Raw genomic sequence first — 26,760 nt, forward strand, 5'->3', positions numbered from 1 at the left:
CCTGCGGAAGCGATGGCACCCGGGTGGTGCACTGGCTCAGACCCTGGCGGTGCCGGCCAACTGGCTGGCCTGGTCCTGGGCGTCTTCCTTGGCCCGTGGGCGGGCGTGGCGCACCTGCAGCTCGGGCGCGTCGGTCCTGGCCAACTCGATATCGAAGACCACCTCGGCGAAGGGGCCCTCCAGCTCACGCTTGGCGATCTCGGCGGCGTCATCGATGCGCTTGGCCGGCACCACCAGTTCCTCGCGGGTGGCGAAGGCGAAGTCATCCCAGGTGTACTTGTCGCCGGCCAGGTTGATCTGGGTGGTCAGGTGCTGGTGACCCGGCGCCGAGACGAAGTAGTGAATATGTGCCGGGCGCTCGCCGTGGCGGCCCAGGGCCTTGAGCACCTGGTCGGTGGGCGCGCCTTCCGGGACGCCGTAGCCGGAGGGGATGATGCTGCGGGCGATGTAGCGGCCCTCGGCGTCGGTGACGATGGTCCGGCGCAGGTTGTACTCGGACTGCGAGGGGTCGAAGAAGGAGTAACCGCCCTTGGAGTCGGCGTGCCAGATCTCGACCCGGGCGCCGGCGACCGGCCGGCCATCGGTGTCACGCACCTGGCCGGTCAGCCACATGGTCTCGCCATCGGCGTCCTTTCCGTCGTCCAGGCGCGCGTAGCCTTCGTCCTCGGGGGCGCCGGCCACGTAGAGGGGCCCCTCGATGGTGCGCGGGGTGCCGCCGGCCAGGCCGCGGGCCGCGTCCTCGGCGTCCATGCGCATGTCCAGGTAGTGGTCGAAGCCCAGGCCCGGGGCCAGCAGGCCGAACTGGGTATCGTGGCCCAGGGCATTGAGCAGGCTGACGCTCGACCAGAACTCCTCGGGGCTGACGTCGAAGTCGTCGATCAGGCGGTAGAGGTCGGAGAGCAGGCGGTGCAGGATCTGCTTGGCGCGCTCGTTGCCGCCGGCCTGATCGAAGCCGGCCACGGTCTTGAGGAAGTCCTGGACTTCCGGGGTATCGAAGATCTTTACGGTCATGGTCTGGGCCTCTGTCATTATCCTTGTTCCCCTCTGCCGGGGGAGAGCCACTCTCGCCGAGCCCGATCGGGCGCCGGACAAACTACACTTTTCAAGTATCTTCGCCATCCTCGGCCCAGCCAGCCAATACCCTTTGGGCTTTCGGCCATACCCCTAGGGGTATGGTGAGGTCATCCAATAAATCTAGGAACAAGCACCAGAATTCCAGCAGGTTTTCATAATCACTACCCGATTAAGCGCATCGTACCAGTGGATTATCTTGTATTTCGCGCCATCCCCCTATCGGCCGCCTCCGGCCCATCGCCACCACCGGCGACGACACGACGGGCCCGACCGGGCCGCATCCCCGCCTGGCTCATCGCCCGACCGCGACCAGGGATACGACGAAAGAACAATCTCAGGACTCCCTGATCCGCCGCCCCCTCGAGATTACGAAGCGGCCATGCAGCAACTGGTAGGCCAGGCCACCGGCCACCACGCCCCAGAAGGCGGAGCCCAGGCCCAGGAAGCTGATGCCCGAGGCGGTGGCGACAAAGGTGATCACCGAGGCCTCCAGGTGATCCTTCTGGGCCGCGAAGGCGCTGAGGTTGCTGGTGATGGCGCCGATCAGCGCCAGCCCCGCTAGGATCGCCACGAACTCCCCGGGCAAGGAGGTAAAGAGCGCCACGATGGTACCGGCGAAGCAGGCCCCCAGCAGGTAGAAGCCGCCATTGGCGACCCCAGCCACGTAGCGCTTGCCGGGATCCTCGTGGGCCTCCTTGCCGGTGCAGATGGCGGCGGTGATGGCCGCCACCACGGTAGTAATGCCACCGAAGAAGGCGGTGGCGAAGGAGGTCAGGCTGGTGACGGTGACGATCGGCCTGGCCGGGGTGTCATAGCCCGAGGTGCGCAGGATCGCCATGCCGGGCAGGAACTGGCCGGTGAGGCTGACCAGCACCAGCGGCAGGGCCAGGCTCAGGGTGGCATGCCAGCTCCACTCCGGGCGGATAAACTGCGGTTCGGCCAGTTGCAGGGAGACGCCCTGCAGGCTGGCGCCCTCCAGCCCTACCGCCAGCGCGATGCCCACCAGCAGCAGGATGATCAGCCCATAGCGGGGCGTCAGGCGCCGCGCCACCAGGTAGGTGATCAGCATGCCGATGGCCAGCGCCGGCACCGACTCCAGGGAGACGAAGACGCCGACCCCGAACTGGAAGAGGATACCGGCCATCATGGCGCTGGCGATACCCGGGGGAATCGCCCTGACGAGACGGTCGAAGGAACCGCTGATGCCGATCACGAAGAGCATCACCGCCGCGGTGAGGTAGGCACCCACCGCCTCGTTGAGCGAGAGCCCGGGGAAGAGGGTCACCAGCAGCGCCGTGCCCGGCGCCGACCAGGCGGTGACCACCGGCACCCTGAGCCACAGGCTGAGCGCGATCCCGGAAACGGCGGCCCCCAGCGAGATGGCCCATACCCAGGAGGTCATCATGGCCTCGGAGACCCCGGCGCTCTGGGCCGCCTGGAAGAAGATCGCCAAGGGCCCCGAGTAGGAGATCAGCACCGCCACGAAGCCGGCGGTGATGGCGGGAAGCGAGACATCCTTGAGTCGCGACATGGTCAAAGTCCCTCTTCGGCTGGACGACAAAGGAAAAAAGCCCGGGCCGACGGGGCCCGAGCCAAGGGGGAAGACGAGAGTATCAGGAAGCGGCCTTGCCGGGCCGCTCGCGTCGCGTCAGCAGGAACTCGAAGTCCTTGGTCTCGAAGAGCATCGAGATCACCACCCCCAGCACCAGGGCCCAGAAGGAGGCGCCGATGCCGAGGATCTGCAGGCCGGAGGCGGCGATCAGGAAGGCGAAGAGGCCGCCCATCTCGTGCTTGCCGGAGAAGGCCATATGCATCGCCGAGGTGATCACACGCAGCAGCGCCAGGCCGGCGATGATGGCGATAAAGTAGCCCGGCATGGCCTCGATCAGGCTGACCACGAAGCCGTAGAAGGGCGCGGCGATCACGAAGATGGCCCCGGTCACCACCGCCGCCACCCAGCGCTTGTCCTGGTGGCCGGCCTCCGGCGAGGCGCAGATGCCGGTCATCGGCGCGGCGATGCAGGTGCTGTGCAGGTTGAAGAAGGCCGAGAGCATGGTGCCCACGCCGCCCACCGCGGTGATGGCGTTGGCCGGCACTTCCTTGTAGCCCATGCCCTTGATCAACCCCACCCCGGCGGGGGTCTCCATGCCCACCAGGATCAGCGCCAGCGGCAGGCCATAGGCGAGGAAGGCGTTCAGGGTGAACTCCGGCACGATGAATTCGGGGAAGGTCACCGAGAACTCGACCGCGGAGAAGTCGACGCCGCTATAGGCCATGTAGGCGATACCGGCCAGCATGGCGACGATCAGCGGCGGCACCCGGCGCAGCAGGCGGGCCGAGAAGAAGAAGGCCAGGATCATGATCGCCGCCGGCAGAATGGCGTTCTCCAGCGGCGCCACCATATTGAGGCCGAACTTGAGCAGCACCCCGGCGACCATACCCATGACGATGGGCATGGGAATCAGCTTCATGACGATGCCCATGACCCCGGCCAGGCCGGCCACCAGAGAGATGGCCCCGGCGATCAGGGTCGCCCCCAGGGCGGCCTCCAGGCCCACCACGGGGATGATGGCGGCGAACAGCAGGGCCCCGGGGATGGAGTTGGCCATGGGCATCGGCAGCCGGTAGTAGGCCGGCATCACCAGGCCGAAGAGGCCATTGATCATCAGGTAGCTGATCACCCAGATCATGATGAAGTGGGAATCGAGGCCGGCGGCGGTGCCGGCGCTGATATGGATGATCCCAGCGCTGAGGCCGAAGATGCCGGCGACCACGCCGGCGCTGAGGTTGTCGACGTTGAGGTCGCGGAGGAAGTCCCTGGGCGCGGACCGCAGGCCGACGCCCTTCTCGAGATGTTTCATGGTGTGCTCCAGGGGAATTATTGTCGTTGGAATCCTGCTTGGGCCCGTCCCCGGGCCCTGGCATCCGATCCGGCCATCGGCTAGCCGAGGTCGCCGCCGGCCACCGGCACCACGCTGCCGGTGATATAGCTGGCCTCGTCCGAGGCGAGGAAGAGGATGGGCGCGGCCATCTCGTCCAGGGTGCCGTAGCGGTTCATCAGGCAGCTCTGCTTGGTCTGGTCGATATGTGCCTGGAACCAGGCCTGCTCCGTCGCGTTGCGCGGCTCGGGGGTGCCCCGGGAGATGCGCCGCGGCGGCGCCTCGGTGCCGCCGGGAGCGGTGGCCACCACGCGGATGCCGTGCTCGGCAACCTCGAAGGCCAGCGAGGCGGTCATGGCGTTGACGCCGCCCTTGGCCGCCGAGTAGGGAATCCGGTGGATGCCGCGGGTGGCCGCCGAGGAGACGTTGACGATGACGCCACCACCCTGCGCCACCATGCTGGGCAGCACCGCCCGGCAGCACCACAGGGTCGGCATCAGCGAGCGGGTGATCTCGGCGGCGATCTCGCTGTCGCTGAACTCGGTGAACGGCTTGAAGTTGATCGCCCCGCCCACGTTATTGATCAGGATATCGATCCGTCCGAAGCGCTCGACGCTCTTCGCCATCACCTCGGCGGCGCCTTCCCAGGTCTCCAGGTCGGCCTGCAGGGCGATGGCCTCGATGCCCTGCTCGGCCAGCTCGGCCACCACCTCGTGGATCAGGTCGGCGCGATCCACCAGGGCCAGGCGGGCGCCCTCGGCGCCGGCCCGCTCGGCGACCCGCCGGCCGATGCCCTGGGCGGCCCCGGTGATCACCATCACCTTCTTGGCGAAGCGGCTCATGCGGCCTCCCCCGCCGCGTTCGGCGTGAACTTCTCGTAATGGAAGCTCTGCGGCACGATGCCCTCGGCATCGAAATGCTTGAGCACGGCGTCGACCATGGGCGGCGGCCCGCAGAGGTAGACATCGACGTCGCCATCATGCATGACGCCGGCATCCATATGGTGGATGACGTAGCCCTTGCGCGGGTGGTCGCTGGCCTCGTCCACCACCACGGTGGCGTAGGTAAAGCTCGGCAGCTGCTCGGCGAAGGCCTCCAGGGCGTCCACCTTGACCAGGTGATCGTCCTGGTTGACCCCGTAGATCAGATGGATCGGCTGATCGCCGCCCTTGCCTTCCTGCCGTTGCCGAGCCAGCTGCTCGAGCATGGCCAGGAAGGGCGCCAGGCCCGTACCGCCGGCCAACATCAGCACCGGGCGAGTCACCTCGCGCAGGTAGAAGCTGCCCAGGGGGCCGGTCAGGGTCAGGCGCTCGCCGAGTGCGGCCCGCTCGGTGAGGTAGCTGCTCATCACCCCGCCCGGGATATTGCGGATCAGGAAGCTGGCACGCGTCTCTCCGGGCAGCGAGCTGAAGGAGTAGGAGCGATGGACCCCCGCCCCCGGCACCGTGATATTCACGTACTGGCCGGGCAGGAAGGCCAGTTCGCCGCCCTCGTCCAGGTCGATGGCCAGCTCGATGCTGTCCTCGGAGAGACGCTCCACCGCGGCGATGCTGCCCTGCACCTCACCCACCGCGGTCTTGCACAGGGAGGAGGCCACCGGAACCTGAACGACGCAGTCGGACGACGGCACCATCTGGCAGGTCAGCACCATGCCGCCCGCGGCCTCCTCGTCGGAGAGCGCCTCCTCCAGGTACTCGTCACCCATGTCGAAGCCCCCCTGCTCGCAGTGGCCCTTGCAGGTGCCACAGACCCCATCGGAGCAGTCCATGGGCAGGTTGACCTTCTGCCGGTAGGCGGCGTCGAGGACGGTCTCGCCCACCTTGCAGCCGATGAAACGGGTGACGCCATCCTCGAAGTTAAGGGCAATGGTGTAGCTCATGGTGGTTCTCCTCCCTCAGCGCATCAGACGTGGTAAACGTCGATGACCTGATGGATGTAATCGTTATTCAGCTGGATCACCTTGCGGGTGATCAGCGGTCGCTCGCCCGACACGTCCAGGGTGTAGAAGGAGGTGCCGAAGAAGGTCTGGGTCTCCTTGTAGCGATGGCTCAGGGTCTGCCAGTTGAAACGCAGCGTCACCTCATCGCCGTCCTGACCGAGCACTTCCAGGTTGTTGATCTGGTGCGTGGTACGCGGCTCGGGCGTGCTGGCCCCACTGCGCTCGGTCTTGATCCGGTAGACCCGGTCCTCGAGACCCTCGCGGTTGGGGTAGTAGATCAGCGAGATCTCGGCATCGGGGTCTTCGGTCAGCCGATCGTCGTCGTCCCAGGCCGGCATCCAGAACACCGCATCCTGGCGGTAGCACTCCAGCCACTCGTCCCACTGACGGTCGTCGAGCAGCCGCGCCTCGCGGTAGAGAAAGGCCTGAAGTTCCTGATAAGAGATGCTCATGCGTGCTCCTCCTCTGCCGCGGATTCGGTGGCGATAAACTGGCCGCGCTCCTTGTCGATGGCGCGCAGCATCTGCTCGACCCAGTGCTTGTGGTGCAGCACGTAGATCCCCTCGTCCTCCGGGGAGGCCCCGCTGAGCAGGGGTTTCATATCGATCGCCTTGGCATTGTCGTCGGCGCCCTCGATCCACTGCGTGGCGCCGCGGGACAGGTCGTTCCACTCGGCCAGCGAGCCGGCGTAGCCGGTCTGGCAGCCACGGAACTCTTCCAGGTCGTCCGGCGTGCCCATGCCGCTGACGTTGAAGAAGTCCTCGTACTGACGGATGCGCACGCGGCGATCCTCGGCGGACTCGCCCTTGGGCGCGAAGCAGTAGATGGTCACCTCGGTCTTGTCCACGGACAGCGGACGCAGCACGCGGATCTGGGTGGAGAACTGATCCATCAGGTAGACGTTGGGGTAGAGGCAGAGGTTACGGGTCTGGTTGACGATGGAGTCGGCCCGGGCCTCGCCGAGTTCGCTCTCGATCGCGTCCTTGCGGGTGTAGACCGGGCGCACCTCGGGGTTGAGCAGCCGCGTCCAGAGCATGATGTGGCCGTTCTCGTAGCAGTAGAAGCCGCCCTGGCTCTTCGACCAGCCGTTGGCGTCCACCGCCTTGGTGCCGCCGGCGTCATAGTTGCGGCGATCCATGGTGGAGGCGTAGTTCCAGTGCACGGTGCCGACGTGATAGCCATCGGCGCCGTTCTCGGCCTGCAGCTTCCAGTTGCCGTGATAGGTGTAGGACGAGGTGCCGCGCAGCACTTCCAGCCCCTCCGGCGCCTGATCGACGATATTGTCGATGACCTTCTTGGTCTCGCCGAGGTACTCCTCCAGGGGCAGGACATCATCGCTCAGGCTGCCGAACAGGAAGCCCTTGTAGCTCTCGAAGCGCGGCAGCCGCGTGAGGTCGTGGGAGCCGTCCTGCTTGAACCCCTCCGGGTAGGCGCCGGTCTTCTCGTTCTTGGCCTTGAGCAGCTTGCCGTCGTTCTTGAAGGTCCAGCCGTGGAAGGGGCAGGTGAAGGTGCCCTTGTTGCCGCGCTTGCGCCGGCACAGGGTGGTACCGCGGTGGGCGCAGGCGTTGATCAGGCCGTGCAGCTCGCCCTCCTTGTCGCGGGTGATAACGACCGGCTGGCGACCCATGGTCAGGGTGAAGTAGTCGCCGGGCTCCGCGATCTGGCTCTCGTGGGCCAGGAACAGCCAGTTGCCCTCGAAGACATGCTTCATTTCCAGGTCGAAGAAGTCGGGGTCGGTGAACATGCTGCGGTGGCAGCGGAAGATGCCGGCCTCGGCGTCGTCGATGACGGCGCCGCGAACGCGTTTCTCGAGTTGATCAAGCTTGTGGGTCATGATCGGACTCCTGATGTCTCGGCAGAGACGCTGTTGGACTCGCCGCGTCCCGGCGGAAGCCAAGGCTTCCCCAGCCCATGGCGAGGAGCGCCATGGCGGGACGGGCAAAACGGGATTCGGGGGCGCCGGCGAGCCGCCGGCGCGAGGTTCTGAGGGCCTGTCGAGCTCAGACCTTGGCGGTTCCGGCCAACTGGCTGCCGGCATCCTGCGCGTCTTCCTTGGCCCGCGGACGGGCGTGGCGACTCTGCAGCTCGGCGGCCTCGGTCCGGCTCAGCTCGATATCGAAGATCACCTCGGCGAAGGGACCCTCCAGCCGACGCTTGTCGATCTCGACGGCGTCGTCGATGCGCTTGGCCGGGATCACCAGCTCCTCGCGGGTGGCGAAGGCGAAGTCACCCCAGGTGTAGGGGTCGCCGGCCAGGTTGATCTGGGTGGTCAGGTGCTGGTGACCCGGCGCCGAGACGAAGTAGTGAATATGTGCCGGGCGCTCGCCGTGGCGGCCCAGGGCCTTGAGCACCTGGTCGGTGGGCGCGCCTTCCGGGACGCCGTAGCCGGAGGGGATGATGCTGCGGGCGATGTAGCGGCCCTCGGCGTCGGTGACGATGGTCCGGCGCAGGTTGTACTCGGACTGCGAGGGGTCGAAGAAGGAGTAACCGCCCTTGGAGTCGGCGTGCCAGATCTCGACCCGGGCGCCGGCGACCGGCCGGCCATCGGTGTCACGCACCTGGCCGGTCAGCCACATGGTCTCGCCATCGGCGTCCTTTCCGTCGTCCAGGCGCGCGTAGCCTTCGTCCTCGGGGGCGCCGGCCACGTAGAGGGGCCCCTCGATGGTGCGCGGGGTGCCGCCGGCCAGGCCGCGGGCCGCGTCCTCGGCGTCCATGCGCATGTCCAGGTAGTGGTCGAAGCCCAGGCCCGGGGCCAGCAGGCCGAACTGGGTATCGTGGCCCAGGGCATTGAGCAGGCTGACGCTCGACCAGAACTCCTCGGGGCTGACATCGAAGTCATCGATCAGGCGATAGAGGTCGGAGAGCAGGCGGTGCAGGATCTGCTTGGCGCGCTCGTTGCCGCCGGCTTGATCGAAGCCGGCCACGGCCTTGAGGAAATCCTGGACTTCCGGGGTGTCGAAGATCTTGACGCTCATCGGGCTATCCTCGTCATTGTCGTTATGACCGGTCGCGGCCGGTGCTAGCGGGTCTCGCAGGGCGTGCTCCTTGGCGGAAGGCACCGGGTCGAACCTCGGTCTGCCCTGTTATGGGGCAAGTGTGATTGCCCCCAGGGCACAGAACCAATATCGTTTGGGTCCTCAGCCATACCCTGGAGGTATCATGGAGCTGCGTCACCTGAGGTACTTCTGCGTCGTCGCCGAGGAGCTGAACCTGACCCGAGCGGCGGCCAGGCTGCATATGGCGCAGCCACCGCTATCTCGACAAATCAAACAGTTAGAGGAAGAAGTCGGGGTCAAGCTCTTCGATCGCGGGCCCCGCGGCATGCGCCTGACCACCACCGGTCAGTTCTTCTATGAGCATACTCTGCAGATACTGGAGAAGATCGACACCACGGTGCAGGCCGCCCGCCGCATGGCCCGAAGCCAGCGGGTGATGTTCGGGATCGGCTTCGTCGCCTCGGTCTTCTATGGGCAGCTACCGCTGCTGGTGCGGGGCTTACGACAAAAGGATAACGTCGAGCTGAGCCTGGCGGAGCTGACCACGGTGCAGCAGGTGCAGGCCCTCAAGGCGGGGCGTATCGATATCGGCTTCGGGCGCCTGCGCATCGATGACCCGGACGTGGAGCAGGAGGTGCTGTTCGACGAACCGCTGATGGCCGCCGTGCCCTGCGGTCACCCCCTGGAGGGCACCACCCCCACCCTGGCGGAACTCGCCGACTACCCGCTGATCCTGTTTCCCGCCAAGCCGCGCCCCAGCCTCGCCGATACCGTGCTCGGCCTGTTCCGCCGCCAGGGGCTCAAGGTGGAGGTGGTACAGGAGGCCAACGAGCTGCAGACGGCGCTGGGCCTGGTGGCCTCGGAGATCGGCATCACCCTGGTGCCCGAGCAGGTCAGGCGGGTGCGCCGCGACGGCATCAGTTTCATCTACCTGGCCGACAAGAGCCTCACCTCGCCGGTGCTGTGCAGCCGCCGCCGCGGCGAGCCCCCCTCCGAGGTGATGCAGGCCGCCAACGCCATCCTCGAGGTGCTGGTGGAGAACCGCCGCAGCGGACGCTATCCCTGAGCTAAGACGGCCACGCCAAGGTTCCGCCAGTCGCGGCGCCTGGGTAGGCACACGGTGTGTCCCTTGGCGCCCGGTAGAAACGGCGCCAGAGTGGCGGGACTAAACAACTAGTCCAGCACCGCCAGCAAGGCTTCGGCGAAGCGCTCCGGCACCTCCACGGAGGGCACATGGCCGACGCCGTCGAGGATCGCAAGCGGCGCGCCGTCGAGCTCGCTGGACAGGGCCTCGAGGGTCGCCGGCGGGGTCGCCAGGTCCTCGCTGCCGCCCAGCAGTTGCACCTTGACGCCCTTCCCGTTGAGCTTGCCGGTAAAGGCGTGGCCGCCGAGCATCTCGCACAGCTTGGCGTAGGCCTCGTCGTCGCCGCGGCCCATCTGGGTCATCCAGCCGGGCTTGAGGGCCGGCTCGGCCTCGAAGCAGGCCGGGGCGAACCAGCGCGGCACGATCTCGCCGCTCATCGCCGCCAGGCCTTCCTCGCGCACGCGAGCGGCGCGGGTGTCCCAGAGCTCCGCGGTGCCGATCACCGCCCCGGTATTGGTGAGCGTCGCGGAGGCGAGACGCTCGGCATGCTCAGCGATCAGCTGCTGGCCGACCACCCCGCCGATGGAGGTACCGACGAAGTGAAAGCGTTCGGCGCCGGCATGATCGGCCAGGGCCAGGGCCTCGGCGGCCAGGTCGGCCGGGGCGATGGCGCCCTCGCCCCAGGCCTGGCTGGCACCATGGCCGGGCAGGTCCCAGGTCAGCACCCGGTAGCGGTGCAGCAGCGCCGGCAGGATGTCGTCCCACACCGCCTGGGTCATGCCCAGCGGATGCGCCAGCACCACCAGGGGGTTGGCCGCCGCACCCAGCAGACGATAGGCCACGCTGCGGCCCTTGATAGTCAGAAATGCCATGATCTCTCTCCGTGTATGACAACGGACAAGGCCGGCGACATCATATCACCGGCCCTGCATTCAACCTTCGGTCTCGCTCAGACCCGCTCGATCAGCGTCGCGATACCCTGCCCCACCCCCACGCACATGGTGCACAGGGCATAGCGCTTGCCGCTCTTCTGCAGCTCATGGGCGGCGGTCAGCAGCAGGCGGGCGCCGGACATGCCCAGCGGGTGGCCCAGGGCGATGGCGCCGCCGTTGGGATTGACCCGGGGGTCATCGTCCGCGAGCCCCAGGTCGCGCATGCAGGCCAGGGCCTGGGCGGCGAAGGCCTCGTTGAGCTCGATAACGTCGATCTCGTCCATCGACACCCCGGTGCGCGCGAGCAGCTTGTTGACCGCGGGCACCGGACCATAGCCCATGATCCGCGGCTCGACGCCGGCGGTGGCCATGCCGAGGATCTTGGCCATGGGCGTCAGGCCGTGCTTCTCCACCGCCGCGGTGCTTGCCACCAGCATGGCGGCGGCGCCGTCGTTGACCCCGGAGGCGTTACCCGCGGTGACGCTGCCACCCTCGCGGAAGGGCGTCGCCAGGCCGGCCAGCTTCTCCAGCGTCGTCGCACGCGGGTGCTCGTCCCGATCGAAGATCAGCGGTTCCTGCTTGCGCCGGGGGATCTCGATGGCGGTGATCTCCTCGGCGAAGCGCCCGGCCTGTTGGGCGGCGGCGGCCTTCTGCTGGGAGCGCAGGGCGAAGGCGTCCTGATCCTCCCGGGCGATGTCGAACCGCTCGGCGACGTTCTCGGCGGTCTCCGGCATGGAGTCGACGCCGTACATCTTCTTCATCAGCGGGTTGATAAAGCGCCAGCCGATGGTGGTGTCCTCGATCTGCTGACCCCGGGAGAAGGCGCTATCGGCCTTGCCCATCACGTAGGGGGCCCGGGACATGGACTCCACGCCGCCGGCCAGGGCCAGCTCCATCTCGCCGGCCTTGATGGCGCGGAAGGCGGTGCCCACCGCGTCCATGCCGGAACCGCACAGGCGGTTCAGGGTGGTGCCGGGCACCGAGGTCGGCATGCCGGCCAGCAGCAGCGACATGCGCGCCACGCTGCGGTTGTCTTCGCCGGCCTGGTTGGCGCAGCCCATAAAGACCTCCTCGATGGCCGCCGGATCGAGCTGCGGGGCCTCGGCCAGCACTGCCTTGAAGAGGCTGGCGGCCAGGTCGTCGGGGCGCACGCTGGAGAGGGTGCCGCCGAAGCGGCCGATGGCGCTGCGCCGCGGATGGCAGAGATAAACGTCGGTCATATGACTCTCCTGCTCGGCTTACTGGCCGCTATGGGCACGGGCGGTGCGGTCCTTGAGATCCCGCAGGATCTCGAGCTCCTTGGCGCTGGGCTCCGGGGTGCTCTCCAGGGTCTCGGCGAAGCGAAGTTCCCAGCCGGTGGCCTCGATCACGTCCTCGCGGGTCACGCCCGGGTGCAGCGACACCACCACCAGCTCCTTGGTCTCGGGGTCGGGCTTCATCACGCACAGGTCGGTGATCACCCGGGTCGGGCCCTTGCCGATATTGGGCACGCCGTCGCGCCCCTTGCCGTCGCGGCCGAAGCCCAGGGTGGTGATGAAGTCGACCCGGTCGACGAAGGCCCGCTTGGAGTGCTTCAGGGTGATAAACACCTCGCCGGCATTGGTCGCGATCTCCGGTGCACCGCCGCCCCCCGGCAGGCGCACCTTGGGCTCCCGGTAGTCGCCGATCAGGGTGGTGTTGAGGTTGCAGTAGCGGTCGATCTGGGCGGTACCCAGGAAGCCCACGTTGATCTTCCCGCCCTGCAGCCAGTAGCGGAACATCTCCGGCACCGCCACGGTGGTCAGGGCGGTCTCGGCCAGCTCGCCATCACCGATGGAGAGCGGCAGCACGTCGGGCTGGGTCTGCAGGGTGCCGGATTCGTAGATCAGCACCACGTCCGGGGCATGGGTCAGGCGCGCCAGGTTGGCGGCCTCAGAGGGCAGGCCGATGCCGACGAAGCAGGTCATGCCGTTTTCCAGGGCGCGGGCGGCGGTGACGGTCATCATCTCCGCGGCGGTGTAATCGAGGCTCATCGGGCGTTCCCCCCTGCATTCATGACGTTCTCTTCGATCCAGGCCGTGAAGGTGTCGCGATCCCGGGCGATGGCGTCCCACTCCTTGTAGAAGGCGTTGTCGCGCGGGTAGTAGCCGTGGGCATAGGAGGGCAGCGAGCCCTTCTCGGCCACGGCGATGGCGCTGATCGCCCAGCCGGGGATGATGCAGGCGTTGGGGTGATAGCCCGGCTCGGCACGCAGGTCCTCGACGACCTCCTCGACGGTGACGATGCTCTGCCTGGCCGCCAGTACCGCCTCCTTCTGCACCCCGACGATGCCTTCCACCAGCACGTTGCCGGCGCGGTCGGCCTTCTGGGCATGGACGATGGAGACATCCGGGCGCACCGCGGGCACCGCCGCCAGGCGCTCACCGGTGAAGGGGCACTCGATGAACTTGATCTGGTCGTTGACGCTGGGCAGCTCGCTGCCCACATAGCCGCGAAGCACCGCCAGCGGCAGGCCCGCCGCGCCGGCCTCGAAGGCGCAGGCCATGGCGGCGTGGCTGTGCTCGAGGATCTCGACCTGGTGCGGCCAGCCCTTCTCTACCGCATCGCGCAGGCGGTGCAGGGAGCCCACGCCGGGGTTGCCGCCCCAGGAGAAAATCACCTTCCTGGCGCAGCCGGCACCGATCAACTGGTCATAGACCAGGTCGGGGGTCATGCGGATCAGGGTCAGGTCGCGCTTGCCCTGACGGATCACCTCGTGACCCGCGGCGAAGGGAATCAGGTGGGTAAAGCCCTCCATGGCCACGGTGGCGCCGTCTTCGACGTAGCGCGCGACCGCGTCATGCAGGCTCAGGAACTCGGCCATGGGATCTCCTCCTGGCGGTGGCTCTCGACAAGTTCGCTTAACGAACATCAATTCTTTATACGAACAAAATTACTCCCGAACGCCACCGCCGTCAAACCCCGAAAGGCGCGCACAAAAAAGGGAGGCTAGGCCTCCCTCGCTGGAATCGATGAGTAGAGTGTCGAGTTTTCAGGCGATTAATGGCGCCCCCCACTGGTCCCTCCCGGCCGGGGCAAACCGTGGGCGTACGACCAAGGTATAAAGACTCACCCGTAGCGTCCTGGATCACCGCCCCCGGGAACCGGGCATCACTCGGTGTCCTCAATCACTGCCTCCAGGGCCAGGGCGTAGCCGCGGCTGCCGAGTCCGGCGATCACCCCGTCGGCGCGCAGGGAGACATAGGAGTGGTGGCGGAACGCCTCGCGCCGGTGGACATTAGAGAGGTGTACCTCGATCACCCGGCCCTCGAAGGCGTTGAGGGCGTCGAGGATGGCCACCGAGGTATGGGTATAGGCGGCGGGGTTGATGATGATGGCGGCGGTGCCGTCCAGGCGCGCGGCGTGGATGGCATCGATCAGCTCGCCCTCGTGGTTGCTCTGTCGGCAGGCGATCTCCCAGCCCGCCATCAGCGCCTGCTGGCGCAGGGCGTTGTCGATATCCGCCAGGGTCTCGTGGCCATAGATCTCCGGCTGGCGGGTGCCCAGCAGGTTGAGGTTGGGGCCGTGCAGTACCAGTACCTTGTTCATGCGTGCTCCTGAGATCATCGATTGGCGCCCGTCCCGTTAGGCTCCAGCAGTCGCTGCCAGAGGCGGGTCACCAGGGCGCGGCGCTCCTGAAATTCCTCGGCGCCCACCGCCCGGGGCTGGTTGGCCAGGGCGGCGCGATGCACGGCGTCCCGATAGGCCAGGTAGGCCTCGCGCAGCCCCCGGCACTCGCCGGCATCCAGCAGGCCGCCGGCCTCCAGGGTCTCGAGCAGGCGCATGTTATCGCTCCACTCCAGCAGTTGGGGGGCGTAGTGGGCCATGGAGAGCACCGCGTACTGGCAGAGGAACTCGATATCCACCATGCCACCCGGGTCCTGCTTGAGGTCGAAGTGGTCGTCGCCGGGGCGGCTGGCCAGGTGATCGCGCATCTTGAGGCGCATCTTCACCACCTCCTCGCGCAGCGCCTCGAGGTCGCGCTTCTCGCCCAGCACCTCGCGACGCACCGCCTCGAAGCGCTCGGCCAGGGCCGGGTCACCGGCCACCACCCGGGCCCGTACCAGGGCCTGGTGCTCCCAGGTCCAGGCCTCGCGGCGCTGGTAGTCGGCGAAGGCCTCCAGGGTGGTGACCAGCAGCCCCGAGTTGCCGGAGGGGCGCAGGCGCATGTCCACCTCATAGAGGGCGCCGGCGGGGGTCACCGCGGTGAGCAGGTGGATGATGCGCTGGCCCAGGCGGGTGAAGAAGACCGGGTTGTCGAGGGGCCTGGGGCCGTCGGTGCTGCCCTGGGAGGCGGCGTCGTGGATAAACACCAGGTCGAGGTCCGAACCGTAACCCAGCTCGATGCCGCCCAGCTTGCCGTAGCCGACGATGATGAAGTCGCTCTCCCCTTCCACGCCGTCGCGGCGCTGGGGGCGGCCATGCTTGCGCACCAGGTGCTTCCAGGCCATGGCCAGCACCTGCTCCAGCACCACCTCGGCGATAAAGGTGAGGTAGTCGCTGACCTTCATCAGCGCCCGGGTGCCGGCGATATCCGAGGCCGCCACGTGCAGTACCTGGGCATGCTTGAAGATGCGCAGCGCCTCCAGCTGGGCCTCCTCGTCCTCCTCGGGAATCCGCGCCAGGGTCTGGCGCAGCTCGTCGGCGAGGCGCTCCTTGTCCGCCGGGGTATAGAGGGTGCCGGGGGTGAGCAGCTCGTCGAGCAGGATGGGGTGGCGAGCCAGTTGGTCGGCCACCCAGGGGCTGGCCCCCACCAGGCGCATCAGATGATCCAGGGCCTCGGGATTCTCGCGCAGCAGCGCCAGGTAGGCGGTTCGCCGCAACACCGATTCGATCAGCGGCAGGGTGCGCTCCAGGGCGCGATCCGGCAGCTCGCTGCCGGCGGCGGCGTCCAGCATCAGCGGCATCAGGGCGTCCAGGCGCTCGAAGCCGATGCGCTGCATGCCCTTGACCGCCCGGGAGTGGCGCAGGCCCTCCAGGCGCCGGGCCGCGGTATCGGCCTCGGCGAAGCCGGCCCGGGCCAGCAGTTCGCCGGCCTCCTCGGCGTTCAGCTCGCCGCGCCACAGGGCGCGCCATTCGTCCAGGCCCACCTCGGCGCCCTCCCGGTGGGGGGCGGCGATCTCCTCGCGTTCCTCCTCCGGGTCGGCGATCACCGCGTCGAAGTGCTGGCGCACCCGGCCGCGCACCTCGTCGAGGCGCGCCATCACCGCCGGCCAGTCGGCCATGTTCAGGGCCAGGGCGACACGCTCCCGGTCCGTGTCGTTGTCGGGCAGGGCCTGGGTCTGGCGATCCTCCAGCCCCTGGAGGGCGTGCTCCAGGTCGCGCAGGAAGACATAGTCCGGGGTCAGCTCATCGACCACCGCCTGGGGCAGCAGCCCCAGGTCCGGCAGCCGCGCCAGGGCGCTCTTCAATGAGGTCACCTGGAGCTCGGTGTCGCGGCCGCCGCGAATCAGCTGGAAGGCCTGGACCACGAACTCCACCTCGCGGATGCCGCCGCTGCCCAGCTTGATGTTGTCGTCCATGCCGCGGCGCTTGACCTCGCGGTTGATCATCGCCTTCATCTCGCGCAGCGACTCGATGGCGCCGAAGTCCAGGTACTTGCGATAGACGAAGGGGCGCAGGCCGGCCAGCAGCTCGTCACCGGCCTCCCGGTCGCCGGCCACCGGGCGCGCCTTGAGCATGGCGTAGCGCTCCCACTCGCGGCCCTGGTCCTGGTAGTAGCTGGCCAGCATGGCGAAGCTGCCCACCAGGGGGCCGCCATCGCCCAGGGGGCGCAGGCGCATATCGACGCGGAAGGCGAAGCCGTCGCCGGTCACCGCGTCCAGGGCGCCGATCAGCTTCTGGCCCAGCTTGGTGAAGTACTCCTGGTGATCCAGCTCGCGACGTCCGCCCCGGGTGACGCCCTTCTCCGGGAAGGCGAAGATCAGGTCGATATCCGAGGAGAGGTTGAGCTCGCCGGCGCCCAACTTGCCCATGCCCAGCACCACCAGGCGCTGGGGGGCCTCTTCACCGGGGCGCGGCGCGGGAAGCCCCCAGCGCGGGGCATAGTGGGCCTCCAGCCAGCCCAGGGCGCCGTCCAGGCAGACCTCCGCCAGCCGCGACACCGCCGCCGCCGTGGCCCACATATCGGTGCCCGCGGGCCGCGCCAGGTCACGCCAGACGATGCCCAGCATGCGCGCCCGGCGAAAGCGGCGCATCGCCGCCTGCATGGTCGACTCGTCCTCGGCGGCCTCCAGGGCCTCGCCCAGCCAGGCCTCCAGCAGGGCCGGTTCCGGGGCGCTCTCCAGCTCACCGTTGGCCTCCAGGTGCAGCAACCACTGGGGGTAGCGCACCAGGGTCTCCAGGGCGAAGTCGGAGATCGCCACCACCCGGGCCAGTTGCTCGCGGCACGCCTCGGGCAGCGCCAGCCAGTCCTCCAGGGGGGAATCGCGGCCGGTCATCTCGGCCAGGCTATCGGCCTGGGCCAGGGCCTCGTCCAGGCGCTGCTGGGCCTGGCCCAGGGGGCCGCGCAGGGGCTCGGGAATCTCGGTCAGGGGCAGGAAACCAGTCGGCAGCGCCATGGGCCTCTCCTCGGGGTCATTGGCTTCAGCATAGCGAAGGGAGCGCTCAGGCGAAGAAGCGCTGCCAGGCGACCAGCACCCAGGTCAGGCCGGCCAGCATCAGCGCCAGCATCACCGCCGCTGAGCCGATGTCCTTGGCGCGCCCGGAGAGCTCATGACGCTCGGGCCCGATGCGGTCCACCACGCTCTCGATGGCGCTGTTGAGCAGCTCGACGATCAGCACCAGCAGGCAACTGCCCACCAGCAGGATCCACTCCACCGGGCCGCGGCCGAGCCACAGCGCCAGGGGCAGCAGCACCAGGCAGAGCCCCAGTTCCTGGCGGAAGGCCGCCTCGTTGCGAAAGGCGGCCTTGAGGCCCTTGAGGGAGTAGTGGGTGGAGTGGATCAGGTGGCGCCAGCCGCGGTGTCCCGGTTTCATCTGCCGTCTTCCATCGATGAGCGATCGCTGTTTGAGGCCGATGGTAGCAGAGCGGAGGCGCGGCCGCGCCCCGGGCGTGACGCCAGGTCATCCCGGGGCGAGGCAGGCGGAGAGAGTGGGGGGTTAAAAGGCCTGGGTCAGGGTCAGGCGCAGCAGATCGCCCTGGGGCGCCGCCCGGTTGTCATACTCGTGGTAGAAGGCGGCGTTGAGACCCAGCCCCAGGGCCGGCCAGAAATAGCCCGCCTCGACGCCGATGGCGTGCTGCTCGGCCTTGTCCCCGGCCACCGCCACCCCACCGTCATCTTCCAGTTGCCAGGCGTCGTAGCCCACCAGCCCCAGGGTCAGGCCGCTATCGAGGCGATGGCCCAGCCCCCACTCCACCACCAGGCTATCGCCGGGGGTGATGCCGGTGGCGTCCTGGCGGCCGTGGGTCTCGTAGCGGCTCAATGCCGAGAGGGTCCAGCGCCTGGAGTCATCGAAGTGCCAGGCACCGCCCAGGGTCAGCATGGTGCTGTCGAAGCCCTTGCCCGGTGAGGCGGGGCGATCGGCGGCGTGATCACCGGTATCCAACCACTGGCCGGCGGCGAAGACCGCGTCCCAGCGTTCGCCGTGCCAGCCCAGCACCAGCGGGCTGAGGAAGAGATCGCCCAGGCCGCTGTCGCCGTCGTTCAGGCCCACCCCGCCGAAGCGTAGCGAGGTATCCACCACCGGCAGGATCGCCTCGACACCATAGTCGGCGCCGAGGATCTGCCGATCGGTGATCCACACCAGGCGATTGACCAGGGCGGTGACCTCGCCGCGGTTGCGCCCCGGGGCGGCGTCGCCGCCACCATCGCGCAGGCTATCGATCTCGTAGCGGGCCAGGTAGCCCCGATAGTAGAGGCCGGGCGGGGGTACCAGGGCGCCATTGAGGCCCTCGACGCCGGGCACATAGTGACCATTGCCCGCCGAGGCCGGGGACGCGAGGGCGGCGCCCCCCAGGGCCAGGCCCAGGGCCAACCGGTTGCGGTATCTCATGGGGAATTCCTTATTGTCGTTATCGGAGGAAGGGCCGGCGCCCGGGGGCGCCGGCAAGCGATCGCGGCGGCGCCTTAGTCGGTGGTCTCTTCCAGGGCACGGGGCCGCTTGTGGCGGCTCTGCAGCTCCTGGGCCTCGGTCCTGGCCAGTTCGATATCGAAGACCACCTCGGTAAAGGGGCCCTCCAGGCCACGCTGCTCGGCCTCGCTGGCCTCCTCGATGACTCGGCCTTCCACCAGCAGCTCCTCGCGGGTGGCGAAGGCGAAGTCGTCCCAGGTGTAGGGGTCGCCGGCCAGGTTGATCTGGGTGGTCAGGTGCTTGTGGCCCGGCGCCGAGATAAAGAAGTGGATATGCGCCGGGCGCTGGCCGTGGCGGCCCAGGGCGGCGAGCACCTGATCGGTCGGGCTGCCCGCCGGGACCCCGTAGCCGGAGGGGATGATGCTGCGCGCGGCGTAGCGCCCCTCGGCGTCGGTAACGATGGTGCGACGCAGGTTGTACTCGGACTGGGACGGGTCGAAGTGGGAGTAGCCGCCCTTGGCGTCGGCGTGCCAGATCTCGACCCGGGCGCCGGCGACCGGCCGGCCGTCGGTGTCGCGCACCCGGCCGGTCAGCCACATGGTCTCGCCATCCGGGTCCCGGCCGTCGTCCAGGCGCGCCACGCCCTCGGCCTCCGGGGCGCCGGCCACATAGAGGGGCCCCTCGATGGTGCGCGGGGTGCCGCCGCTCAGGCCGCGGGCCTCATCCTCGGCATCCATGCGCATATCCAGGTAGTGATCGAAGCCCAGGCCCGGGGCCAGCAGGCCGAACTGGGAGCCCTTGCCGAGCTCGTTCATCAGGCTGACCGTCGCCCAGAACTCCTCCGGGGTGACGTCGAAGTCATCAATCAGCCGATAGAGGTCGGCGAGCAGGCGGTGGACGATCCGCTTGGCGCGGTCGCTGCCGCCGGCTTGCTCGAAGCCGGCGACGGTGTTCAGGAAGTCCTGCACCTGGGGGGTGTCGAAAATCTTTACGGTCATGGCGTCTTGCTCCTTGTGGTTCTTGTCGTGAAACGGCCAATGGGTGGCATTAGATCCGCTTGAAGAGGGCCGAGCGCTGGCCGCCCTCGGCGCCGTCGGCGGCGGTCAGGAAGCGCTCCATATGGATGTCGCGCTCGAACAGGCGCCCCCGCATCAGGGCGGTGATGGCGGAATCGATCATCGGCGGCGGCCCGCACAGGTAGGCCTTGTGCTCGCTGAAGCGACCCTCGAAGTGGGCGTTGGCGGCCTCGTGGACGTAGCCGACGAAACCGTCCCAGGCGTCGTCGTCCAGGGGCGCGCTGAGCGCCGGCACATAGGTGAAGCGCTCGTGCTCGGCGGCGAGTCGCTCGAAGCGCTCCCGGTGGTAGAGCTCGGCGAGGCTGCGCGCGCCCTGGAAGAGGGTGATGCGCCGGGTATCCTCGGGGTCGGCCAGCAGGTCGAGGATCATCGACTCGGGGCTGGAGAGCCCGGAGCCGCCGGCGATAAAGATCACGTCCTTGGGGTCGGACTTGCGCACGAAGAACTGGCCGTAAGGCCCGCTCAGTTCCAGGCGCTGCCCCTCCTCGAGCCGCTCATGGAGCCAGGTGGTGGCCGCGCCGCCCTCGACCTTGCGGACATGCAGGGCCAGCTCGCCGGACTCGGCCGGTGCGGAGGCGATGGAGAAGGCGCGGGTGCCCTCCACGCCGGGCACCCGGAGGTTGATGTACTGGCCGGCCTGGAAGGCCATGCCCTCGCCGTCCAGGCGCAGGCGGATCTCGCGGATGGTCGGGGTCAGCTCGGTAATGGCGCTGACGGTGGCACTCCAGTCCTGCACCGGATGGCCGGCGAAGTCCGGGTCCTCATCGACGTCCGCCTCGATCACCAGGTCGCTCTCCGGATGACAGCAGCAGGCCAGGCGGTAGCCCTCGTCACGCTCCATGTCGAGCAGGGCGAAGGGCGAGGCGTCGCCCACCTCGGCCTCGCCTTCCAGCACCTGCACCTTGCAGGTGCCGCAGGTGCCGTGGCCGCAGGCGAAGGGCAGCCACACGCCCTGGCGCAGGGCCGCGTCCAGCAGGGTCTGGCCCTCCTCCACCTCGACGATTTCGCCGGTGGGTTCGATGGTCACTTCATAACTCATGAGGCTGCCCTCCCCTCAGATGGCCGCGTCGGCCAGATCCGACAGCCGCGGCGTGATCAGGCGCAGCTGTGACTTGTGGCCGATGCCGTTGTCGGCCAGCGAGGCGTCTCCGCGCGGGGTGAAGTCCTCGCCGTCGAGGCGCCACTGGGCCTCGGCGAAGTCGAGCGCCTCGCTCTCGGGATGCGGCGCCAGCGCCGGTGTGAGTACCTCCGCGAGGAAGGCATCGAAGGCCATCGCCGGGTCGGCGAGGAAGGTCAGGGGAGCGCAGAACAGCAGGTGGCGCTCCCACATCACGTACACCAGCTGGTTGCCGTGGAAGTTCTCGACACGGTCGCGCACCGGGCCCCGGTAGTTCGGATAGTTGGCGTTTACGCTCATGATCGCTGCCTCCTCAGACGGCCTGTTTCCACGCCGCCCAGCGGCGCTGCTCGGCGGAGCCCTCGAAGTCGAGGTTGTCCTCGCCCATTTCGATGCGGTAGTAGTCGCCGATCACCTTCTCCATGTCGGCGCCGCCGCAGTTGCCCTGCAGGATCTGGTGCACCGGCAGCCAGGCCTGGACATACTTCTCCGGCTCGTGCTGGAAGATGTCGTGGCAGCCATCGGAGCAGAAGTGGTAGCGCTCGCCGTCATGCACGGTGTCGCGATGGCTGAGCAGGGTGTCGTCGTCCGGCTCGGTGATCGCCAGCGGGATCTGGCAGACCTGGCAGAGCTGCGGCAGGGTGTTGTTGTAGAAGCGCTCGCCGCGGGCGGCCTTCTCGGCCAGCAGCTCGAAGCGCGGGCGGTAGAGGCGGTCGAAGGTGTCCGGGTACTTCTCGGAGAGCCAGTCCATCTCCTTGGCGGTGGGCACCCAGGTGTTGAAGGCGGTGGCGTGACCGTACTGGTAGAAGATGAACCAGGCCTGGTGGCTGACATGATCCTTGCCGATCACGGTCTGGTCGGCGTACTTGGGCGGACGGATACCGTAACGCTCGAGCTCCTTGAACAGGGCGCCACCGGCCTCCTCGTAGTACATCGTCCAGGCCTCGGCCCAGGACATCACTTTGTTGGGCAGCATGTAGTCCATCATCATGCCGACGATGGAGAGCAGCCGGTAACCGCGCCACAGCCACTTGTCGAGCCATTGCTGGATGATCGGCACGTTGTCCTCGTGCTGTTCGAGGATGAACTTGATGATCTCGAGCCCGAGGGTCATATGCCGCGCCTCGTCGGACTGCGCCGAGAAGCCGAAGGTCACGGTGTTCATGTCGCCGTTGTAGGCGGCGCCGGACATGAACGGCAGGAACAGCAGGTTGGTCAGCACATACTCGAAGGAGAAGGAGATCGCGGTCAGGAACTCGAAGGGCCCGGCGGTGGAGGCGTCCTCGAAGAACGACTTGGGCACCGACAGGTACCAGACCCGATCGAACATGTGCGGGAAGTCATGCATGCCACCGAAGTACTTGTTGTAGTGACTCATGGCATGGATCTGGGTCTGGGTGTGGCGCAGCTCGTCGATCGACTGCATCTGGCAGGCGATGCGCGCCCCGACCCCACCGAACTGGCGACCGACCCGGGCATAGCCCTTGTAGGCGTTGTACTCGAGCGGCGTGACGGCGGTAATGAACAGCTTGACCGCGTTCAGGTAGCGGGGGTCGGAGATCTTCATCTGGCCGTTGTTCTGGGACACCGCATCGAAGATCGCGTAGAGCTTGCGCTCCTTCTCCGCCTGGAATTTCCAGTAGTTGTCCATGGTCAGGCGGAAGGGGTCTTCCCACTGGTCCCAGTCGGTGATCTTGATGCCCTCGAAGCCCTCCTGGGGGAAGATGTCCTCGTAGCGCTGATAGCTGGGCTCCCAGCCCAGGTCCCGGGTCATGATCCGGTAGCGCTCCTTCATGTTGAGTCGCTTGCTGGTCTTGGCATTCATGGCTAACTCTCCTGCGCCATTATTGTTGGCTGGCGTGTGATGGCGTCGTCGGGGACTCAGGTGTTCCAGTAGAGGGTGAAGCTGTCGTCATCCTCGTCGACGTTGCCGCCGATGCTGATCATGTCCACCTGGAGCTCCTGGGTATCCCAGTCGCGGCCCAGCTTCTCCTCCACCGTCTCGCGGCGAATGATCAGGCGGTCGTCGGCCTCGACGCGGATCATGGCCGGGCTGTGCTTGACCTCGGCGCCGGGGTTGTCCTCGCCGATGGCCTCGACGATAAAGCGGGCGTTCTCGTTGTCCTGCAGGGCGATAAAGACGCGTGACATGGGGCTAACTCCGTAATCAGGGGAAGGCTCAGTGGGTCTCGAGCAGGCCGAGTTTGGCGAGGCGCTTGTCCAGCACCGCCAGGGCGGCGTCGAGCTCGATATCGGCGTCGATGGCCACCGGAGTCAGCGCCTCGAGGGCACGGGTTCGCCAGTGGGCGACCCAGCGGGTCAGTTGCGCCCGGTTGGCCTCGCTCTCGCCGGCCAGGGTCTTGAACAGCGCATCGATAAAGCGGCTGCCATCCTTGAACCAGTCGCCCATGAAATCGGTGAGCATGGCGATATCGCCACCGCCGATGTCGAGCAGGCGCTCGTCCAGGCTCTCCAGCAGGAAGGGGTAGAGCAGGCCGTCGAAGATCAGGTTCTGGGCCAGGGAGAGCTCGGCCCAGTCCTCCACCACCAGGCTGTCTTCCACATAGCGGCGCACGCCCTGCCAGGCGGGGGCCTCCATCCACAGGGTCTTGGCCTCGGCCAGCAGGGCGCCGGGCGACTCGTCGATCAGCAGGCCGAGGCGCGACAGGTACTGGGCCACGGCGAGGCGGTCCATGCCGTGGTACATGTGCGCCTGGCTGAGGGTGGTGCCGTAGGCATTGGCGGCGATGCCCACGTTATTCATGTTGGCGCCCATCTCGGCATGGCGCAACGGCAGCAGGCAGCGGGTGACCAGGCTCCGTGCCTCGTCGCTCAGGCGAGCGCCCAGGCCACGCTTCTCGAAGAAGGCGAAGCTGGTCTCGGTGCTCTCCTGGAGCTTGGCGCGGGCCGCCACCCAGGCGCCATAATAGAACTGACGGGGGTCACTGAAGGCGTACCAGTCCTCCATCACCAGCGCCGTATGGCCCGTGTCATAGAGTTCGTGATGCTCATCGAACATCGGCCGATAATGGAAATTGGTGGTGGGCTGAATATCGAAGCTGGCTTCCTGATAACGGGTCGCCGGCTTGTCGCCGAAGCGCCGCTTGGTATGGCCATAGGTCTGACGAATCGGCGTGATTTCCGCCGTCTTGATCTCGACACTCATAGGGGACTCCTCGTTTATTATTGTGCGATGGTGACCGTCGCATTCCGGTATCAGTGACTGACGCTGTAACGCCACTTTTCCATCTGGGTATCGACGGCCTTGGCCTGTTCATCGCTCATAAAGATCACGTCATTGCGGGCACAGAACTCCTCGAAGGCCAAAGGAGGCATGATCAGCTCGACGAACAGCTCCGGATTCTCGATGGCGAAGTCGAATTCAATGAATCGCTCGCTTCTCTCCCGCACGCGGACATAGCGTTTCAGGGTGCGGGGGATGGCCGACTGGGACATGGGATCGCCTCCGGGTGAGTTTCCTCCTTACCTTTACAAGGCCCATGCCAGCCCGGCCAAAAACCACAAAAGACCAATAAAAACAGAACGATAAAAATACACCCAGCCGTTTCCCGACCGCCTGAGGAGCGCTACGAATCGCGAAAATCATCAATTGCTGCACAGCAGCTTGGGCAAATGATGAAAACCACCGGCCGGCGACAGGGAGTTCAATGAAAGGAGACTGGAAGGGGCGACCTAGAGCGGCTTATGCTGTCGGAGTCGATAATCGGTAGTCGTATTGAAAACACCCGACAAAAGTCCAATACACAAGATCAAAATAACGACCCTGTGACGCCATGAAAACGAGCACGCCTAGCGATGGGGTGACGCCGCGTTACCCGGATAGCCGAGATATTCTCGAGAAACTGCGCTTCCTTCCCGAGGAGGGGCAGATATGGCTCGGCGAGCAGCGCATGCTGCTGATGCAGCTACAGACCATGGCCACCTTCCGCCATGAGATCATTCGTACCCTGGGGCTGAAGCGTGCCAAGAGCTTCTTCCTGCGCCTGGGCTACCACTCGGGGCTCAAGGATGCCGAACTGGCCCGGGCGGTGCGTGGTCAGGAGATGTCGGTGGAGGATGGCTTCCTGACCGGCCCCCAGCTCCACTCCCTACGGGGGTTGGTCAAGGTGATTCCCCTGGCGCTGGAGATCGATCCCCATCAGGGCCACTTCTATGGCGAGTTCGAGTGGCAGGACTCCTATGAGGTGGCGATCAACGAGCAGCTGGAATCCTCCCTGGACGAACCGGTGTGCTGGATGCAGCTGGGTTACGCCTGCGCCTACTCCAGCCAGTTCCTCGGCCAGGAGATCCAGTATCGGGAGGTGGAGTGTCGCGGCCGCGGCGACGAGCGCTGCCGAATCATCGGCCGCCCCGCCGCCGAGTGGGAGGATCATGGCGCCTTCGCCGAGCATTTCCGCGAAGACCCACTGATCGACGAACTCTACGAGCTGCAGTCGCGCATCGCCTATCTGGAAGACGATATCGCCCGCCACAAGGGTGATGAGCACTACCGCCCCATCGGCAAGGCCCCGGCCTTCCTCGGGGCGCTGGACCTGATTGACCGCGCCGCGCGCTCGGAGGTGCCGATCCTGCTGCTGGGCGAGACCGGCACCGGCAAGGAGATCATGGCCCACCGGGCCCATCAGCAGAGCGGCCGGGCCGAGGGCCCCTTCGTGGCGGTCAACTGCGCGGCCATTCCCCCGGACCTGATCGAGTCGGAGCTGTTCGGCGTCGAGAAGGGCGCCTATACCGGCGCCGTCCAGTCCCGGGCCGGGCGCTTCGAGCGCGCCCACGGCGGCACCCTCTTCCTGGATGAGCTGGCCGAGCTCTCGCCGCGGGCCCAGGCCTCCCTGCTGCGTGTCCTGCAGGAGAAGCAGATCGAGCGGGTCGGTGGCCAGCAGAGCTACGCCATCGATGTGCGTATCGTCGCCGCCACCCATGGCGACCTGATGGAGCGGGTGCAGGACGGTCGCTTCCGCGCCGACCTCTTCTATCGGCTCAATGCCTACCCGGTGATCATCCCGCCCCTGCGCGATCGCCGCGACGATATTCGGCTACTGGCCGAGCACTTCCTGGAGCGTTTCGAGTGCCACTACCACGTCAAGACGCTGGGCTTTACCGATCAGGCCATGGCCCTGCTGCGGGCCCATGCCTGGCCGGGCAATATCCGCGAACTGCAGAATATTATCGAGCGGGGGGTGATCCTCGCCGGTGACGGCAACTCCATCGATGAGCAGGCCCTGTTCGGTCAACATCCCGGCCAGAAGCCGGGCCAGACCCTGAGCGAAAGCGGCCATATCGCGCAGGCCACGGAGGCCGAACCTGGCGATGCCCTGGTGTCGCTCTGCGACCGGGTACTCGAGGCGGGGGTGTCGCTGGAGGCCCTGGAGACGGCCCTGCTGGAGAAGGCCTATCGGGAGTCGGGCAAGAATGTCTCGGCGGCGGCCCGGCGCCTGGGCATGAGTCGGGCGGCGCTGGACTATCGCCTTAAGAAGGGAGGGATGCTGTAGCTGCTTTCTGGAACTATCCCTGATCTTGCTTTGACACACACGCGTTCGCCTACAGCTGAGTGGCGCCATCGTCTTCGTCAACCCCAAGGACCACGCAGAGCTCATCCACCAGGTGATCATCG

25 protein-coding genes are annotated in these 26,760 nt (G+C 67.2%); 2 read left to right on the plus strand and 23 right to left on the minus strand.

From position 1 onward, the window contains the following. Positions 1-36: 36 nt before the first annotated feature. The 8 genes from catA (ACZ5EF_RS17785) to catA (ACZ5EF_RS17820) all read right to left on the minus strand — a co-directional run bounded on the left by catA (ACZ5EF_RS17785) (position 37) and on the right by catA (ACZ5EF_RS17820) (position 8,867). The gene (gene catA, locus ACZ5EF_RS17785) at positions 37-1,011 is read right to left on the minus strand and encodes a catechol 1,2-dioxygenase (protein ID WP_464122511.1); all 975 of its coding nucleotides are present in this window, start codon (positions 1,009-1,011) and stop codon (positions 37-39) included. A 397-nt stretch (positions 1,012-1,408) separates the two neighbouring features. Continuing rightward, on the minus strand, positions 1,409-2,605 hold the full coding sequence (locus tag ACZ5EF_RS17790) for a benzoate/H(+) symporter BenE family transporter (RefSeq protein ID WP_346064062.1): 1,197 nt from the start codon (positions 2,603-2,605) through the stop codon (positions 1,409-1,411). Between the two features lie 82 nt (positions 2,606-2,687). Next, complete coding sequence (locus tag ACZ5EF_RS17795) at positions 2,688-3,935, minus strand: benzoate/H(+) symporter BenE family transporter (protein WP_346064061.1); 1,248 nt, start codon at positions 3,933-3,935, stop codon at positions 2,688-2,690. 80 nt (positions 3,936-4,015) lie between these two features. Then, entirely contained in the window at positions 4,016-4,795 is a 780-nt protein-coding gene (benD, locus tag ACZ5EF_RS17800) for a benzoate diol dehydrogenase BenD (RefSeq protein ID WP_346064060.1), read from the minus strand. Beyond that, the gene (gene benC, locus ACZ5EF_RS17805; protein ID WP_346064059.1) at positions 4,792-5,832 is read right to left on the minus strand and encodes a benzoate 1,2-dioxygenase electron transfer component BenC; all 1,041 of its coding nucleotides are present in this window, start codon (positions 5,830-5,832) and stop codon (positions 4,792-4,794) included. Before benC ends, benD begins: the two co-directional genes overlap by 4 nt. Positions 5,833-5,855: 23 nt before the next feature. Then, positions 5,856-6,344: a benzoate 1,2-dioxygenase small subunit gene (benB, locus tag ACZ5EF_RS17810; protein ID WP_346064058.1), complete on the minus strand. Its 489-nt coding sequence runs from the start codon at positions 6,342-6,344 to the stop codon at positions 5,856-5,858. Then, on the minus strand, positions 6,341-7,726 hold the full coding sequence (locus ACZ5EF_RS17815) for a Rieske 2Fe-2S domain-containing protein (RefSeq protein ID WP_346064057.1): 1,386 nt from the start codon (positions 7,724-7,726) through the stop codon (positions 6,341-6,343). Before ACZ5EF_RS17815 ends, benB begins: the two co-directional genes overlap by 4 nt. Before the next feature lie 166 nt (positions 7,727-7,892). After that, positions 7,893-8,867: a catechol 1,2-dioxygenase gene (gene catA, locus ACZ5EF_RS17820; RefSeq protein ID WP_464122516.1), complete on the minus strand. Its 975-nt coding sequence runs from the start codon at positions 8,865-8,867 to the stop codon at positions 7,893-7,895. Between the two features lie 184 nt (positions 8,868-9,051). Here catA (ACZ5EF_RS17820) and ACZ5EF_RS17825 point away from each other — a divergent pair, with 184 nt between their 5' ends. Continuing rightward, a complete protein-coding gene (locus ACZ5EF_RS17825) occupies positions 9,052-9,954 on the plus strand; it encodes a LysR family transcriptional regulator (RefSeq protein WP_346063708.1) in 903 nt (300 codons plus the stop codon). A gap of 107 nt (positions 9,955-10,061) precedes the next feature. Here ACZ5EF_RS17825 and ACZ5EF_RS17830 read toward each other — a convergent pair whose 3' ends face one another. The 15 genes from ACZ5EF_RS17830 to ACZ5EF_RS17900 form a co-directional block, all read right to left on the minus strand. Further along, positions 10,062-10,844: an alpha/beta fold hydrolase gene (locus ACZ5EF_RS17830; protein WP_346063707.1), complete on the minus strand. Its 783-nt coding sequence runs from the start codon at positions 10,842-10,844 to the stop codon at positions 10,062-10,064. Positions 10,845-10,921: 77 nt separating this feature from the next. Continuing rightward, positions 10,922-12,124 carry a 3-oxoadipyl-CoA thiolase gene (pcaF, locus tag ACZ5EF_RS17835; RefSeq protein ID WP_346063706.1) on the minus strand — a complete coding sequence of 401 codons (1,203 nt, stop codon included), beginning with the start codon at positions 12,122-12,124 and terminating at the stop codon, positions 10,922-10,924. A gap of 18 nt (positions 12,125-12,142) precedes the next feature. Beyond that, a complete protein-coding gene (locus tag ACZ5EF_RS17840; protein WP_346063705.1) occupies positions 12,143-12,916 on the minus strand; it encodes a CoA-transferase subunit beta in 774 nt (257 codons plus the stop codon). Next, complete coding sequence (locus ACZ5EF_RS17845; RefSeq protein WP_346063704.1) at positions 12,913-13,746, minus strand: CoA transferase subunit A; 834 nt, start codon at positions 13,744-13,746, stop codon at positions 12,913-12,915. The genes ACZ5EF_RS17840 and ACZ5EF_RS17845 overlap by 4 nt, the downstream gene beginning before the upstream one ends. A gap of 287 nt (positions 13,747-14,033) precedes the next feature. After that, entirely contained in the window at positions 14,034-14,471 is a 438-nt protein-coding gene (gene aroQ, locus ACZ5EF_RS17850) for a type II 3-dehydroquinate dehydratase (protein ID WP_346063703.1), read from the minus strand. A gap of 14 nt (positions 14,472-14,485) precedes the next feature. After that, positions 14,486-17,482: a bifunctional [glutamate--ammonia ligase]-adenylyl-L-tyrosine phosphorylase/[glutamate--ammonia-ligase] adenylyltransferase gene (glnE, locus tag ACZ5EF_RS17855; RefSeq protein ID WP_346063702.1), complete on the minus strand. Its 2,997-nt coding sequence runs from the start codon at positions 17,480-17,482 to the stop codon at positions 14,486-14,488. A gap of 46 nt (positions 17,483-17,528) precedes the next feature. Then, on the minus strand, positions 17,529-17,900 hold the full coding sequence (locus tag ACZ5EF_RS17860) for a diacylglycerol kinase (RefSeq protein ID WP_346063701.1): 372 nt from the start codon (positions 17,898-17,900) through the stop codon (positions 17,529-17,531). 123 nt (positions 17,901-18,023) lie between these two features. Next, the gene (locus tag ACZ5EF_RS17865; RefSeq protein WP_346063700.1) at positions 18,024-18,917 is read right to left on the minus strand and encodes a SphA family protein; all 894 of its coding nucleotides are present in this window, start codon (positions 18,915-18,917) and stop codon (positions 18,024-18,026) included. Positions 18,918-18,991: 74 nt separating this feature from the next. Continuing rightward, complete coding sequence (gene catA / locus ACZ5EF_RS17870) at positions 18,992-19,933, minus strand: catechol 1,2-dioxygenase (protein ID WP_346063699.1); 942 nt, start codon at positions 19,931-19,933, stop codon at positions 18,992-18,994. A gap of 49 nt (positions 19,934-19,982) precedes the next feature. Further along, positions 19,983-21,050 carry an NADH:ubiquinone reductase (Na(+)-transporting) subunit F gene (locus tag ACZ5EF_RS17875; RefSeq protein ID WP_346063698.1) on the minus strand — a complete coding sequence of 356 codons (1,068 nt, stop codon included), beginning with the start codon at positions 21,048-21,050 and terminating at the stop codon, positions 19,983-19,985. Between the two features lie 15 nt (positions 21,051-21,065). Further along, the gene (locus ACZ5EF_RS17880) at positions 21,066-21,428 is read right to left on the minus strand and encodes a phenol hydroxylase subunit P4 (protein ID WP_346063697.1); all 363 of its coding nucleotides are present in this window, start codon (positions 21,426-21,428) and stop codon (positions 21,066-21,068) included. A gap of 13 nt (positions 21,429-21,441) precedes the next feature. Continuing rightward, positions 21,442-22,953 (minus strand): aromatic/alkene/methane monooxygenase hydroxylase/oxygenase subunit alpha, encoded by a 1,512-nt coding sequence (locus tag ACZ5EF_RS17885; RefSeq protein WP_346063696.1) that lies wholly within the window; start codon positions 22,951-22,953, stop codon positions 21,442-21,444. Positions 22,954-23,009: 56 nt separating this feature from the next. Continuing rightward, complete coding sequence (locus ACZ5EF_RS17890; RefSeq protein WP_346063695.1) at positions 23,010-23,279, minus strand: MmoB/DmpM family protein; 270 nt, start codon at positions 23,277-23,279, stop codon at positions 23,010-23,012. A gap of 28 nt (positions 23,280-23,307) precedes the next feature. Further along, positions 23,308-24,294 carry an aromatic/alkene monooxygenase hydroxylase subunit beta gene (locus ACZ5EF_RS17895; RefSeq protein WP_346063694.1) on the minus strand — a complete coding sequence of 329 codons (987 nt, stop codon included), beginning with the start codon at positions 24,292-24,294 and terminating at the stop codon, positions 23,308-23,310. 50 nt (positions 24,295-24,344) lie between these two features. After that, on the minus strand, positions 24,345-24,584 hold the full coding sequence (locus ACZ5EF_RS17900; protein ID WP_346063693.1) for a phenol hydroxylase subunit: 240 nt from the start codon (positions 24,582-24,584) through the stop codon (positions 24,345-24,347). A 338-nt stretch (positions 24,585-24,922) separates the two neighbouring features. Here ACZ5EF_RS17900 and ACZ5EF_RS17905 point away from each other — a divergent pair, with 338 nt between their 5' ends. After that, entirely contained in the window at positions 24,923-26,638 is a 1,716-nt protein-coding gene (locus ACZ5EF_RS17905; RefSeq protein ID WP_346063692.1) for a sigma 54-interacting transcriptional regulator, read from the plus strand. Positions 26,639-26,760: the final 122 nt, after the last annotated feature.

Source organism: Bisbaumannia salifodinae (genome assembly GCF_055388505.1).